Source organism: Trichococcus pasteurii (assembly GCF_900112935.1).
GTDB lineage: Bacteria > Bacillota > Bacilli > Lactobacillales > Aerococcaceae > Trichococcus > Trichococcus pasteurii.
Map to the genome: position 1 here is coordinate 40215 of NZ_FONM01000008.1, position 15259 is coordinate 55473.

The 15259-nt window shown below is 46.8% G+C and carries 14 protein-coding genes; 13 read left to right on the top strand and 1 reads right to left on the bottom strand.

Features of this window, described 5'->3' with window-relative positions; genetic code table 11:
* Positions 1-314 precede the first annotated feature (314 nt).
* The 4 genes from mgtE to BM184_RS08195 all read left to right on the top strand — a co-directional run bounded on the left by mgtE (position 315) and on the right by BM184_RS08195 (position 3916).
* Complete coding sequence (gene mgtE, locus BM184_RS08180) at positions 315-1652, top strand: magnesium transporter (RefSeq protein WP_086943277.1); 1338 nt, start codon at positions 315-317, stop codon at positions 1650-1652.
* Positions 1653-1791: 139 nt separating this feature from the next.
* Complete coding sequence (locus BM184_RS08185; protein ID WP_177208600.1) at positions 1792-3111, top strand: purple acid phosphatase family protein; 1320 nt, start codon at positions 1792-1794, stop codon at positions 3109-3111.
* 161 nt (positions 3112-3272) lie between these two features.
* Complete coding sequence (locus BM184_RS08190; protein WP_086943279.1) at positions 3273-3635, top strand: type II toxin-antitoxin system RelE/ParE family toxin; 363 nt, start codon at positions 3273-3275, stop codon at positions 3633-3635.
* Positions 3636-3640: 5 nt separating this feature from the next.
* Positions 3641-3916, top strand: coding sequence for a helix-turn-helix transcriptional regulator (locus tag BM184_RS08195; protein WP_177208601.1), 276 nt, complete (start codon positions 3641-3643; stop codon positions 3914-3916).
* A 201-nt stretch (positions 3917-4117) separates the two neighbouring features.
* On the opposite strand, the gene BM184_RS08200 is transcribed toward BM184_RS08195, so the two are convergent.
* Positions 4118-5242: a plasmid pRiA4b ORF-3 family protein gene (locus tag BM184_RS08200; protein WP_086943281.1), complete on the bottom strand. Its 1125-nt coding sequence runs from the start codon at positions 5240-5242 to the stop codon at positions 4118-4120.
* 309 nt (positions 5243-5551) lie between these two features.
* Here BM184_RS08200 and BM184_RS08205 point away from each other — a divergent pair, with 309 nt between their 5' ends.
* From BM184_RS08205 to BM184_RS08245, 9 genes are all read left to right on the top strand, one after another.
* A complete protein-coding gene (locus BM184_RS08205; RefSeq protein ID WP_086943282.1) occupies positions 5552-5842 on the top strand; it encodes a hypothetical protein in 291 nt (96 codons plus the stop codon).
* Between the two features lie 17 nt (positions 5843-5859).
* Positions 5860-6927, top strand: a complete 1068-nt coding sequence (locus BM184_RS08210; protein WP_086943283.1) for a hypothetical protein — start codon at positions 5860-5862, stop codon at positions 6925-6927.
* Positions 6928-7059: 132 nt separating this feature from the next.
* A complete protein-coding gene (locus tag BM184_RS08215) occupies positions 7060-8223 on the top strand; it encodes an ATP-grasp domain-containing protein (protein ID WP_086943284.1) in 1164 nt (387 codons plus the stop codon).
* A 15-nt stretch (positions 8224-8238) separates the two neighbouring features.
* A complete protein-coding gene (locus tag BM184_RS08220) occupies positions 8239-8988 on the top strand; it encodes an esterase family protein (protein ID WP_086943285.1) in 750 nt (249 codons plus the stop codon).
* Positions 8989-9473: 485 nt separating this feature from the next.
* A complete protein-coding gene (locus tag BM184_RS08225; protein WP_086943286.1) occupies positions 9474-11537 on the top strand; it encodes a BglG family transcription antiterminator in 2064 nt (687 codons plus the stop codon).
* Complete coding sequence (locus BM184_RS08230) at positions 11530-11820, top strand: PTS sugar transporter subunit IIB (protein ID WP_086943287.1); 291 nt, start codon at positions 11530-11532, stop codon at positions 11818-11820. The genes BM184_RS08225 and BM184_RS08230 overlap by 8 nt, the downstream gene beginning before the upstream one ends.
* A 27-nt stretch (positions 11821-11847) precedes the next feature.
* Positions 11848-13209 carry a PTS ascorbate transporter subunit IIC gene (locus BM184_RS08235; protein ID WP_086943288.1) on the top strand — a complete coding sequence of 454 codons (1362 nt, stop codon included), beginning with the start codon at positions 11848-11850 and terminating at the stop codon, positions 13207-13209.
* Positions 13210-13226: 17 nt separating this feature from the next.
* Positions 13227-14063, top strand: a complete 837-nt coding sequence (locus BM184_RS08240; protein WP_086943289.1) for a transketolase — start codon at positions 13227-13229, stop codon at positions 14061-14063.
* A gap of 2 nt (positions 14064-14065) precedes the next feature.
* A complete protein-coding gene (locus BM184_RS08245) occupies positions 14066-15034 on the top strand; it encodes a transketolase family protein (RefSeq protein ID WP_245830743.1) in 969 nt (322 codons plus the stop codon).
* Positions 15035-15259: the final 225 nt, after the last annotated feature.

Here is a 15259-nt window from a genome sequence, read left to right on the forward strand (position 1 = left end):
TTCTTTAGGCAAAGGTGGCCATACACGATGATAAGTAGTAGACTAAGTATGGAGAGCAGGGGGATTTATCGATATCCTTGTGCGTAATGAAAGAACAAAAAGATTGGGGTGAGAACAAATGGACGCAGATAGTAGTCAGGGTATAGCAGACAACCCACCTAGGCGCGGTTTTAGCCTGAATGGTTCCGTGTGGAGCCAGCCATCAGGTCTGTTTGTATCCTCAGCCCAATCGCAGATAATATAAACTGGAAACTTGTCGTCTCGAATCCGTCTGTTATGCCTTCAAAAAGAGGAATCAAATTGGAGGTATGGACATGGAATTGAACGAAATGTTATTGAATGCAGTAGAAAACAAAAATGTTTCAGAATTGAAGGAGCTCTTCGGCGATCACTATCCAGTGGATGTCGCGACGGCTCTGTTTGAGTTTGAAGATGAAGAATTGGCAGCTTTGCTCAATCTGTTGGAAGCGAAGGAAATCGCCGCCATCATAGAGGAAGCGGAAGAGGAACTCCAACAAGGCATGATCGGTTTGTTGGACTCGAAGAAAATCGTCAAGTTCTTCGCCTACATGTCGCCCGATGACATTGCCGATATCCTTGGAATGCTCGGTGTCGGGCAACGCAAAGAAATATTGGGAATGATGAAGAAAAGCGACTCGAATGAGATCCAGATGCTTTTGGGGTATGGTCCGGACACCGCCGGGGGGATCATGACGACGAAGTACATCGCTTTGAAAAGCGGGCTCAGCATGAAAGATGTGCTGCAGGAAATCCGACGCATCGGCCCTAAGACAGAAATCATCGAAACGATTTTTGTCGTCGATAAGGCGAATGAACTGATCGGTTCGGCTGACTTGCGGGATATTTTGGCCTCCGCTGAAGATGTCAGCTTGGAAGAGATCATGAATGACAATGTCCTTTCGGTCCGCCCGGAAACCGATCAGGAGGAAGTCTCTCTTATCGTTTCAAAATACGATCTGAAGGTCATCCCTGTCGTGAACCGCCGAAACGTCATCCTCGGCATCATCACGATTGATGACATCATCGACGTTATCGTCGAAGAACAAACAGAAGACTTGCTGATGCTGTCAGGGGTAAGCAAGGATGAAAAGGTCGGCAACAAAATCAGCACTTCTGTTGTCAGAAGGCTGCCTTGGTTGGTCATCAATTTGATGACTGCCTTCCTGGCTTCCTTTACGGTCGGGATGTTCGAGGATGTCATCATCCAAGTGGTCGCGCTTGCTGCTGCCATGCCAATTGTTACCGGAATGGGTGGAAATGCCGGCTCCCAGACGTTATCCGTGGTCATCCGGAGCATCGCCTTGGGGGAAGTCGATATAAAAAACGATTGGAAATATGTTTTCAACGAGGTCGGCTTGGGATTGATCAACGGGTCGGTGACCGGATTGATCACCGGCATCATTCTTTACTTCAGATATGATAATTTCTTTTTGGGACTCATCATTCTGATAGCTATGATCGGAAATCTCATCATCGCAGGCTTCTTCGGGTTCTTGATTCCGTTGGCTTTGAAAAAATGGGATCTGGATCCGGCGATTTCTTCCTCCATTTTCCTGACCACGGCGACTGATGTATTCGGCTTCTTCCTCTTTTTGAGCTTGGCGAAAATATTCTTGCCGCACTTGTTGTGAGAGGCATGCATAAAGGATTATCCGAGAGGCGCTTACGAGAAGCGGCCTCTCTTTCTTTCGATTTATGGCAGGTGTTATATAATGTAAGCAAATCAGTTTTCTTGCAAGTGGCCCGATGACATTTTGGAGGGGATGGACGATGTTCAACAGAAATCACAGCATGAAAGTCCTTTTTGCAACACTAATAATAGTGACGGCTATAGCCGGCTGCGCGAAGGAACCATACAGGGATTCCGCGGTCGAAGAATCGGTGGCAACCAAAGATGCTCTTCATACATTGGATGTATTCCATATAGCTTTTGCCCCCGGAGCGGATGAAACGGAGCGAACGTTCAGTTGGCATACCCGGGGCATGAACAAAAAAGGCGTAGTGAAGCTGAGCCAGCTGGATGAAGAAGGCAATGTCCTGTCGAGTGAAACGTTTGAGTCAAATGTCGAAGCTATTTTGCGCGGCTTTTCAAGACACAAAGCCACCATCACCGGACTGGAGGAGAACCAGCTTTATTCCTACCGTTTCGGCGATGGCCACCGGGCCTGGTCAGAATCCTATACCTTCCGGACGCAGTCGAACGAGGACGGTGACTTCAACTTCCTGTTCTTCGGCGATCCGCAGATTGGAGCGGGCGATGGCACCCAAATCGATGCGGCCGGCTGGGACCGGACGGTGACGACCGCGACGGAGATGTTTCCCGATACGGCCTTTCTTGTATCATCAGGAGATCAGGTGAACACAGCCTACAATCTGAAACAATATGATGGCTGGTTCTTCCCTGAAGAGCTGACCAACTATCCCATCATGCCCATTGTCGGTAACCATGATGCTGCCTCGTTTGCGGATTATTTTAATGTACCGAATGAAACAGGCTTGGGAGGGAATTCCGAAGGCAGTGATTTTTACTTTTCCTATGGGAGCACCTTGTTTCTGACGCTGAATACCCAAACGAACGACACCGAAGAGCATCGGGAAGCGATGGAGCAGGCGATCGCGGCAAATCCGGATGCCACCCATCGGATCGTACTCTTGCACAAGTCGCTCTACAGCAGCGCGGACCATGCGCTTGATGAAGATGTCCTGGCTTTGCGGACTGGGCTGGTGCCGGTTTTCGATGAATTGGATATAGATGCCGTTCTGATGGGCCACGACCACGTGTATGTGCGAACCTACCAGATGAAAGGCGATGTGGTAGTTGGTGAAATCACCTACAATGAGGATGGCGCGGTCGTCGATCCAGACGGCGCCGTCTATTTGACCGGCAACTCGGCTTCCGATTCGAAATATTACGAGATGCGGGAGCTGTCGGTTTATGAACGCTACTCCGCAGTCGCCCTCCAGCTTGAGGAGCCGACCTACATGAATGTCGAAGTGACTGACGATTCGCTCACTTTCACCACGTACAAAGTTTCCAATCTGTCTGTGGTGGATGCGTACAGTATCGTCAAGACGGTTGGGGAAGAGTAAATAGATAAATAATAGGGATTGAAAATAACAATTAAAAACATTCAAAATTTTATAGTTCTTTAGCTAGGAATAGCTGAGATTGTCTAGTAGTGATTTTTGATTTGGAAATATATCAAATATGATATATAATGAAAATGAAAACAAATCTGACAGGAGCTTCTATGAAAAAGTATGAAGTAGAGATTTATGAAGATGCAAAAGGCTCTAGCCAAATAATGGACTGGATTAAAGAACTTGATAGCAATCCGACTAAAGAAAACAAATCCACTCTAAAAAAGCTGTACTATCAAATTGAACGCCTCGAATATGATGGGACTTTTGTTGGAGAACCTATCGTAAAACAGATTGAAGGGAAGCTTTGGGAACTACGTCCAATTCCTAACCGAGTCTTCTTGGCAACCTTAGAAGATAATCATTTGATTTTACTACATCAATTCAGGAAAAAGACGCAAAAGACGCCCAAAAGAGAAATTGAACAAGCCAAACGTGAGTTAGCAGATTGGCTAGAACGTAAGAAAGGATGATCTTTATGAAATGGACAGACGTAAAGAAAGAAATCACCAGCATTTCTCCAGAAGATAAAAATCTCATCGAATTGATGGCCTTATTAGCCAGTATCCGTAAAGAAAAGAATATGACTCAAAAAGAATTGGCTGAGAAAGTTCATGTTTCTCAAGCTCAGATAGCTCGTTTAGAAAATTTCTCTTATGTTCCATCGCTCAAGACGGTTACAAAAATTGCAGATGGTTTAAATCTAGAGATTACGTTCGTTGATAAAAATACCAAACAACCGGTACGGAATTAACTTCAGAATGAATCCTCTTTTGTCGATGACTACAGCATTGTGAAGTCGATAGAGGAATAATAAGGACAATCAAAAGGCAAAAAGCTGGTCTCTTTTGGAGATTGGCTTTTTGCCTTTTGAGCGATATCAGGATTGCGGGGGCGCGTACGAAATAATCAAATGCAGGTGGGCTATTCGACTATTTTGCCCTCCTGCGCTTTGTTACTTTCTCTTTCGAGATATTTTTTTCTTATGTATCCTCCGTCTCAGTTCCCCATTCACATCCGTGACGATCCCTTTGGCGTTGCTGTTGAGGAGGCTGAGACTTCCGGTGATGACTTCATAACGGCTGTCTTCGTAAGGGGCATCGTTTTTGGCGGCCGTGCAGATCGGATAGGTCGTTCCTTCTACGGGAGCGAGAATTTTTTCGAGGACAATCTTATGTTGCCAATCATCGCCGAAGTCATATGTGTACCGAGCCTGGTCCTTCTCCACCAGAAAATGATCATGCAGATGCTCCTCGGTTTCAGAGAGGTATGTCTGTTCGTCATCAAAAAAGAGGCTGTCGAAGGGGGCTGAGGCCTCCTCGTCAGATTCGATGATGACATTTTTTTGGCGGACGCCGTTCGATTTTTGGACCCTGAAGTCGTGCAGATGGTCCTCTTGCCAATCGAAAAGGATCTGGATGATTTTATGCAGTTCCAGGAAAGTGCTGGCGCTATTGACCTGAACCTTCCGCCAGACAGGCACTCCGACGTTTTCAAGAGTGATTTTGAAGGAATAGATTTGTGGCTGCGTATGCGCTGTTGGCGTTTTGGATTTCCCGGAGGATGGATTCAATAGCTGCATTAAATCATCTAATTGTCTTTTTAAATCGTCATATTTTTCACCCTTCTCAGGTGATAAATCCATGATTCGGTTGAACTCAGCCAATAGGGCCTCTGCGGGAGATAACGTTCTGTTCAGGGTGATTGTGTATTCAGTTGGAACATCCTGAACGGAAATGTACGTTGCCGAATCCCCGGGTTTCTTGAAGAAGTCTTTGAGGGATGTGTCCTTCTCGTAGGAGCTTTCTTCAAAAAGAGAGGTATTCTCAGAGTCTTCGTTATACATAAAGGGATCTTCAGCCACTTGATCAGAGGTGGGTTGCTGCTTAATGGTGACACCGGACTGCTTTTTGCCGTTCGAGCGTACGATCTGGAAGGAATGATTTTTAGGGGCCTCTTCCTGGAAGGCTTTCAAAATCTCCTGATGCAGCTGCTCAAATGTTGAACTGTCTTCAACTCGAATTGTGTGTGAACTTGGACCGGTCAACGGTTGTCTTTTTATCGTCATTTCGTAAATCACATGAAAGCCTCCTCGGCAAATGAAATTACATTACTATGTGTGTTGGTATCCCTATCATAACCAATAATGGGATCGGGAAGCAACTTGATATTTTGCGGATGAGCATGCAGAAAATCGGTTTTTATTCTTAAAAGGCTATTCTTCCAACGTGCACCAAAGTCAATTTTGTGACATATTCACAAAATTGTTTCAGTGTGTATCTGGGTGTATGATAGATACATCGAAAGGTTGCAACCGTTTCGGATATCCATTTGTTTTTTTGAGCACTGTCCCTTGGGATTTATCATTCAGAGGAATGGAGTGTCGAGAATGACCAGACAAAAAAATCAGATAATGATCCAAAGTAAGTTCATTTGTCAGGAATGCGGAGCGCAGATGGTGCTTTACCGCAAAAGGGCGGAGCAGCGTAAATTGGGGCATGTCAAACATATGCATTGCCCGAGTTGCAAGGAAACAAGGGCCTTCACGGAAATCAAGGATTGGGACCGGAATGTCGTTTTTTGGCAAGATTACCAGGAGGCGCTAGTGGCCGAAGTGGAAACGGATGAACTCTGGGAGACACTCTGGCTGCGCAGTTCCGAATCATTGTTACACGGCTGAAAGGGAGGCAGACAAGAATGGATGAAGATAATATTTTTGAGGGCCATGAATTTGAGGCGAAAGCTGATTTTGAAATGGATTGGCAAGACTTATTGGACGAATTGCGCGATTACGGAACGACGGAGGAGCGATTGAACGAATTGGCAGCTCTGGATGAAGGCTTTCCGTTCCTGGAACTGAATTTCCAAGAACTGCGCTATCTGAATTTGATGGATGAACAGTCCTATGTTCGCGAAAACGAATCTGCAGAATTCTACACAAGCATGGCAAACACCTACGGCACCAGGGTGTTTGATGGTGTTGAATATGCCGTCATGGATGATTTCGCCTATCACTATTTCCATGAAATGATGACGGTTGAAGCAGTGGACCGCCAAGGCAGGCAGTTCGTCATGATTTACGGAATGCCCGATAATTGGGAGGAAATTGAGAGACAGGCAAAGGAAAAAGACTGGGACCCCGGTGATGAGGATGAAATGGCGGCAGCTGAAGGCACCGAAATGTGGACGCACGCGGATATGGTCATCAGCATGATCGATTTCCGCAACGAAATCATCAATCGGGCAGCGCTTGAGTTGCGCAAAAACGGAGTCCTGCTGGAACTGAATTTCCTATCCAAACGGATGTTCATTGACGATGTGCTCGTATCGAGGGCAATCACCCTTCAGATGCCGGGCATAATCGCGGCCTTTGAAAAGGTCTCCACGAACTTCAGCGAGGTCGACCATTTTGCGTTTTCGATGGATGAGAAAAGGATCTGCATCTTTTATGCCGACACGGATGAAACAATCGACCACATGCTTTCGACTTGCGGAAGAATAGCGCACGGATCGGCAAAACGCAGTGGAATCGGTGAAGTTTGTTATGACACTTTTTTGGATCGGGTCGAGCGTGCGCTGTTTGAACTGATTTTCCTTGTCAATAAAACCACTGATGAACTGGCTTTTGTGACCGGGGTTGAGATACAACGATTGGATGCGATTCGGTCAGGAGAACTGGAGTTGGGTGAACTGACCTTGGACGAGATCAACCGCCTGATGCTCAGTTTTCCAGAATTGCTGAATTTTGATTGGCTATTTGCTTAAAGACAAACGGTGCCATAGCTCCTCGATTGTATCAATATTTTCCCTTTCCAGCTGAAAAACGCTTGTAAATATGCCGTCAAAATGGTACATTCTCACTATAATCTAATGTTCGGAAGAGAGAAGGGAATCAACATGAATTATGTATTTATCTCACCCCATTTTCCAAGTAATTTCAAGAATTTCGCAGTCGGTCTGAAGCGTGCGGGCGTGAATGTTTTCGGCATCGCCAGCGAACCGTATGAATTATTGGATGCTGACTTGCGCGAGAGCCTGACCGAGTATTTCCGCGTCAATGATATGGAAAATTATGACGAAATGCTGCGCGCGGTGGCTTACTTGACTTACAAGCACGGCAAAATGGACCGTATCGAATCGCACAATGAATACTGGTTGGCACAGGATGCGCGTCTGCGCACTGATTTCAACGTGTTCGGCTTCAAAAATGAGGATATGGCCTTCGTAAAACTGAAGTCAGCCATGAAAGAAAAATTCAGCGAAGTCGGCATTCGGGTAGCGCGCGGGCGCGTCATCGGTGACTATCACGATGCCCTCGGGTTATGCCACGAATACGGCTTTCCGGTCTGCATTAAGCCTGATTCAGGCGTAGGTGCGGCGGACACGCACAAAATCCGTTCCGAAGAGGAACTAGGGCACTTTTTCCATGTGAAGAATCCTTATGAGTCCTACATTCTGGAGGAATTCATCGACGGAAAGATCGTCACGTATGACGGTCTGACCGATGCCGCGGGTAATATCCTTTTTGATGCCACGCTTGTTTACGAAAAAGCCGTGTTGGAAATCGTCGAAAAGAATGCGGATATGTTCTACTATGTCGACCGCAATATGCCGGAAGACTTGCGCGAAATCGGAACCAAGCTCGTTCAGGCCTTCAATGTCCGTGAGCGTTTCTTCCATTTTGAGTTTTTCCGTTTGCCTGACGGCAGCCTTGTTGCCCTGGAGGCCAACCTGCGTCCGCCTGGCGGGCATACGATGGACATGTGGAACTGGGCGAATGACGTCGATCTCTATGCCGCTTATGGCGAACTGGTCGCGACCGGAAATTTCACGGCGCAGATGCATTTTCCTTATTACTGCTGCTACGTCAGCCGCAAGGGCGTCCATCCTTACCGCTTCACACATGAGGAAGTGATGGCCCGTTACGGTGGCAACGTGGTCCTGTTTGAAGAAATGCCGGGGATTTTTGCGGCTATTATGGGGGATTTCGGCTACGTGATCCGTGCGGCAGAATATCAAGAACTGATGGACATCATCCACATGATTTCCGTAACCGAATAGACTGGGGGAAATAAGATGCACGTAGAATATTCATCACAATGGAGCGGTCACCTAAACCGTGAGATGCGTTTCAATCGCTATGGACATGCTGGTAAACCGATCATCGTCTTCCCATCATCCGGGGGAAGCCACAACGAATACGCGGACTTCGGCATGATTGAAGCTTGCCAGTGGTTCATCGACCAAGGCTTGGTGCAGTTTTATACGCCGGACAGCGTCGACAACGAATCCTGGCTGTGCGAATGGAAAAGTCCGTACGACCGCGCCAACATGCACGAACGCTATGACCGCTACATCATCGAGGAACTGGTGCCGCACATCAAGCATCAGACGAACCATCAGGGACCGATGATTGCGACCGGCTGCAGCATGGGCGGCTACCACAGCCTGAACTTTTACCTGCGCCATCCGGACGTTTTCGACAGCGTCATCGCGCTGAGCGGGCTCTACGATGTCCGTTACTTCTTTGGAGACTACCATGACCGCAACGCTTATGAGAACTCCCCGATCGACTACCTTTGGAATCTGAACGACGGCTGGTTCCTGGATAAATACCGTTCCGGAAACATCATCGTTGCGACCGGCCAAGGCAACTGGGAAGAAGTCAGCATCAAAGACACGAAGAAAATCGAAGAAGCCCTGCGCTTCAAGAACATCCCCGCCTGGATCGACTTCTGGGGCGAGAACGTTCACCACGACTGGGAATGGTGGCGCGTCCAGATGCCATATTTCCTCGGCAAACTGAATGAGCAAGGCAAACTATAAGAAGAAACTTCCGTCCTTTCGGCATTTTGCCGGGAGGGCCTTTTTGTTGCGCGTAAAGATGGATAACTGGCAGTTATCCATCTTTTTCAGCCGTCAGACACCCGAAAAGATGAATTCATAAATCTTATTCATCTTTTTCGCAAGTAAGACACTCAAAACCATGAATACTTTTCTGTTATTCATGGTTTTCCGCGCGGCTTATGCCGCGGAATGATGAATGACGGAGTCAAAAATGAAATTCTCTCGAATTCAGGATGCAGCAGCTTCAAAATTGATTATAATAATACTATTGTTCTGGATTGTCCAGAAAAAATAGACAAACGCTAGTAGCTGCAGCACGCCTTCAATCATTCATTTCCATTGGTATGAAAGCGTTTTTGGAATTGGGTCCAGTCGATTTTCGATTTCGGGAAAATGGTTGGACCGAGATAAGCTTCAAATGAAAAGGGTTGCAAGCTATACTAGGTTTCGTAAGGAGGGTGTACATGTACGACAATCGATTATTGATTCTCCTCAAAAAAATCATCGCCATGCCGCAGATGCATTATTGGGAATTGGGATTGAAGATGAACGAGCCGACGAACGTGCTCATGCAGGACTTAGCTACCTTGAATGAGTTGTTGGCCAAAAATGATTTTCCAACGGTGTCAGTTGATCCGGAAAAATACACCGTGCCCAAATCCTTGATTGCCATGGAGGATGCGCTTCAAAAAGTTTTTGCTTCACCGCAGATTTATCTCGATGAAGAGGAGCGGATGTATATGCTTTACCTGTATACATTCATCCGCAAAGATTTTATTTCCAATTTTCACTATCAGGATCTATTGAAAGTAAGCAAGAACACGACATTGGCCGATATCAAACGGCTGCGCTGCAAGTTGTCTGAGTACGGAACTACCTTGGAATATCAGCGTTCGAGAGGGTACTTTTTGGAGGGGAATGAGGCCGATAAACGGCGGATGGCTTTCCACAGCATCAGCCAGCTGTTGCGCCACGCTTCCGGAAATTGGGCATTGAACTATATTGCGGAAGATTGGCAGGAAACGATCAATCTTGAGCCGGTCATCCGGATCATCAAGGCCTACGCAAACGAACACAATATGCATTATGTGGAAGAACGGATCCGTGACTCGCTTTATCTTATCCTTTACACGAGGATCCGGGTAGCGCGTGTCCAAGGTCACCTGACTTTTACAGAGAAGCAGCAAGGAGTTCTGTCGGCAAGCCCGTTATGGGAGTTGGCAGAGAAGGTTTACCGCCACTTGTTCAAGGATTTCGAGATTCAAGGGGAGAAAGAGGAAATTGGCTTCATCGTGATGCTTTTCCTGGGAACGATCGAGGGCAAATGGGAAAGCAGCGAAGATGAAGCCCTCAAAAAAATCACAATGGCCATCATTTCCGAAATGGAACGGATCGCCGTCGTATCTTTCGAAAGGAAAGAGGAACTCTTCCGAAACCTGTATCTTCATCTGGTGCCTGCCTATTACCGCATTCTTTTCGGAATCGAGCTTGATAATGTCTTGACGGAAATGATCCAGGCCAAACACAAAAGGTTGTTCATTTTGGTGAAGCGTGCGCTTAAGCCGTTAGAAGAATATTCGGAAGGTGCGATGACCGATGATGAGATCGCTTATTTCACGATCCATTTCGGCGGCGAGATAGAAGGCCAAATCAATAAGAAGAGTACGTATCGGGCCGCGGTCATTTGTCCGAGCGGCATCAGTTCTTCTTTGATTCTGCTGTCGGAGCTGCGCCAAATGTTCGGAAACATCAGTTGGGTAGATGGACACAATTTGGAAAGTTTTTACGATCTCGATTCGAAGGAATATGATCTCGTCTTTTCAACCGTATATGTCGAATCCGCCAAACCCGTATTCATAGTGAACCCGATGATGAACGCGGAATCAAAAAGGCACCTGATCCGCGCAGTACTGGATGCTTTTCCGGTAGACAGTTATTTAGGGCCGGACCTGAATGCGCTCATAGCGATCATCAAGAAACATGCAAAAATTGAAAATGAAGGGGCCTTACGGAACGAGTTGAGCATGACTTTGAATCCAACAGATGCCTACGGAAGGAGATATACGCCTATGTTAAAAGATTTATTGGTAGCGGATACGATTCAATTTGCCGATCAGTGCGCTGATTGGGAGCAGGCGATCCGTTTTGCAGGAAACCCGTTATTGGAAAATGACACAATCTCGAGCGATTATATCGCAGCGATGATCAATAAAGTGAAAGAATTTGGTCCATTTATCGACTTGGGGAAAGGTGTTGCCATCCCGCACGCCAGACCGGAGGAAGGGGTCAACCGCATCGGTATGTCGATGCTGCGGCTCAAGGAACCGGTGAATCTATTGGGGGATGAGGCCCATGCAGTGGATACGATCATCTGTATCGCAGCTATCGACAACAAAACCCACCTGAAGGCATTGTCGGAATTGACCAGCATCCTGAGTTCAGAAGATAAATTGTCGGAATTGAAAGCAGCAACTACCAGCAAAGAAATCATAAATATGTTCAGTGAAGGGGAGAAAGTCAATGGTTAGATTTGGAGCAGCGTGTGGTTCAGGTTTGGGTTCGAGTTTTATGGTGGAAATGAACATTCAATCGATCTTAAGGGAACTGGGGGTAAGCGACAAAGTAACGGTGCAGCATTACGATCTAAGTTCTGCAAGTCCAGGTGAAGCGGATGTGTGGTTCGTTGGGCAAGACCTGGAGAATTCTGCGGGACATCTCGGCGATGTGCGCTTCTTGAAAAGCATTATTGACATGAATGAACTGCGCGAAAAAGTGACGCAAGCATGCAAAGACAAAGGTTTGGTCGGATAAAAATAAAATAGAAGAGGTGTAGAGATTATGAATGGACTATTAGATATCCTGATTGACATTGCCAGTACCCCTGCCATTTTAGTAGCATTGATCGCTGTTTTGGGTTCCGTTCTTCAAAAGAAATCAACCACAGATATCGTCAAAGGCGGCGTGAAAACGTTCGTCGGCTTCCTGGTTGTTACGGCAGGAGCGGGCGTTATCGTCGGTGCGTTGGAGCCTTTTGGGGAAATGTTCAAAGTAGCCTTCAACATGCAAGGTGTTATCCCGAATAATGAAGCAATTGTAGCAGTCGCATTGGATCAATACGGCACAAGTACAGCCCTTATCATGTTATCAGGTATGATTTTCAACATCCTGATTGCCCGCTTCACTAAATTCAAATACATCTTCTTGACCGGGCACCATACGCTTTACATGGCGTGCATGGTTGCCGTAATCATGTCCGTTGCCGGCTTCACTTCTGTGTCGCTTGTTCTATTAGGTGGATTGGTGCTAGGCATCATCATGTCTGTATCGCCAGCATTGGTTCAACGCTACATGGTTGAATTGACAGGCAATGACTCGGTAGCTTTGGGACACTTCAGTGCCGTCAGCTATGCTTTGAGTGGATATGTCGGTAAGTTAATCGGAAACAAAGAAAAATCTACGGAAGATATCAAATTCCCTAAGAGCCTTGGTTTCCTTCGTGATTCAACCGTCAGCATCGCGATTACGATGACTGTCCTCTACACCATAGTTGCCTTGTTTACAGGCTCTGCATACATCCAAGAAAACTTAAGCGGCGGGACGAACTATCTTATCTTCGCTTTGCAACAATCCGGTTCATTCGCTGCCGGTGTGTTCGTAATCCTTGCTGGTGTTCGTCTGATCCTGAATGAAATCGTTCCAGCATTCAAAGGAATTTCTGACAAGTTAGTACCTAATGCAAAACCAGCATTGGACTGCCCAATCGTTTATCCTTATGCACCAAATGCCGTATTGATCGGCTTCTTCTCAAGCTTTGTAGGTGGACTTGTCAGCATGGTCATCATGATTTTCACTGGCGGTGTCATCATCCTTCCGGGTGTAGTCCCACACTTCTTCGTTGGAGCGACTGCCGGTGTCATCGGGAATTCTTCGGGCGGATTAAGAGGAGCAATCGCTGGTTCATTCCTGCAAGGTATGTTGATCAGCTTCTTGCCTCTATTCCTTATGCCGGTATTGGGTGAATTAGGCTTTGCGGGTTCCACATTCTCAGATGCCGATTTTGCTTCATCAGGCATCATTCTTGGCAGCCTGGCTAATATGGGCGGTAAAACAGCAATCATGATCGGTATCGCAATCGTCATTGCAATCATGCTGGCTTTGACTGCACTCGATAAAAATAAAAAAGCAGTGAACGCAGAATAAAGGAGGATATTGAATAGATGGATAGCACAGCAATAAAAAACTTTGCAGCCCAGATTCGTTATTATACCTTAAAAGAATTGAACTATATGGGGTACGGGCATTACGGCGGCAGCCTCTCGATCGTGGAGACCTTAGCAGTGCTCTATGGAAATCAATTACAAGTCAGTCCGGAAACTAAGGATGACCTGAACCGCGATTTCTTCGTTCTTTCCAAAGGTCATGCTGGTCCTGCGCTGTACGCAACCCTATTTTTGAAAGGTTACATCTCGGAAGATTGGCTTTATACATTGAACCAGAATGGCACAAATTTACCGTCGCATCCGGACAAAAATAAAACACCAGGTGTGGATATGACAACTGGATCGCTGGGCCAAGGCATTTCCGCCGCTACGGGGATTGCATATGGTAACAAGATTGCTGGCCGAGAAAACTACACTTATTGCATCGTGGGTGACGGCGAATTAAATGAAGGGCAATGCTGGGAAGCAATCCAGTTTGCCGCTCATAGACAGCTTGATCATTTCGTCCTGTTCATCGACGACAACAAGAAACAACTGGATGGTTATACGACTGAAATCTGCAATCCGTTTGATTTCGAAGCTAAATTCGCTGCCTTCGGATTCCACACACTGAAGGCTGACGGTTCATCGGTTGAAGAAATCAACGAAGCGATTGAAAGAGCTAAATCCCTAACCGACAAACCAATTGCCATCGTCCTGGATACGGTAAAAGGTCAAGGAGTTCCGTTCATCGAAGACATGTACAGCAACCACCACCTTCGCTTGGATGATGCAGCGAAGGCCGCCATCGAAGCGACTACTGAAAAAATCGGCATTGAGATAGGAGTGAGATAAGGATGACTTTTGAAGCGAAAATAGGGAAAACAGAATTGCGTGAAGTATACCGTAAATTCTTGTTGGATAAAGCGAGAAAAGACGACAGCATCGTTGTGCTTGAAGCAGACTTATCGAGCTCGATGTCCACAGATAAAATCAAGGAAGAGTTGGGCGATCGCTACATCAACGTCGGAATCATGGAGGCGCAGGAAGTATCTTGCGCAGCTGGGCTTTCTGTAGCTGGGTTCAAACCCTATATCCATACTTTCGGGCCATTCGCCAGCAGACGGGTATTCGACCAGATCTTCATCTCGGTCGCTTATGCCGGAACGAATGTGACCATCATCGGATCGGATGCGGGCGTCACCGCGGAAGCCAATGGCGGAACGCATATGCCTTTCGAGGAGTTGTCCTTATTGCGTGCCATCCCGGATGCGCATGTCTATGAAGCCAGTGATGACAAGTGCTTACAGGCTATCCTGGAAGAAACGTACCGTACGGACGGCTTGAACTACGTGCGGATGATCCGTAAAAATGCGATCGAAATCTATCCGGAAGGCGAAACTTTTGAAGACGGCTACAAGTTGTTGCGGGAAGGCTCCGACGTCAGCATTGTGGCTTCGGGAATCATGGTAGCAGATGCCCTGCAAGCTGCGGATCGATTAGCGGAAGCTGGTATTTCAGCAACGGTCATCGACCTTTATCGGGTCAAACCCGTGAATGAGGCGGCTTTATTGAAGGCAGCTGAAACGGGCGCAATCGTAACTGCGGAAAACCACAATGTCATCGGTGGCATCGGCAGCGCTGTTGCCGAAACATTGGCCGAGCTGAAGCCGACTTTACAATATCGCGTAGGCGTCCGCGAAGCTTTCGGGCAAGTCGGGAAGGCGGATTATCTGAAGGAACAATACGGTCTGACCGTGGAAAATATCGTCGCACAGGCCAAAAAATTGGTGGATCAAAAAAATAAGGTTGGCGTGAACGTGTAACATGCGAAAAGGAACAGAAAGCAGGGAATGTCCTGTTTTCCGTTCCTTTTTTTGATTAATCTAAATAAGATTAGGGGTCGTCTCATCGCGAGGGGACTCTTTTTCCGTGGCGACTCCAACACCCAGCACAACCAAGCCGCTGTTCGGTTTTTCCTGTCAAACCTGTTCGGAATCGTGTGCTTTTCAGGCCGTGGCTGCGGTGATAGACTGTGTCTATGAATCACA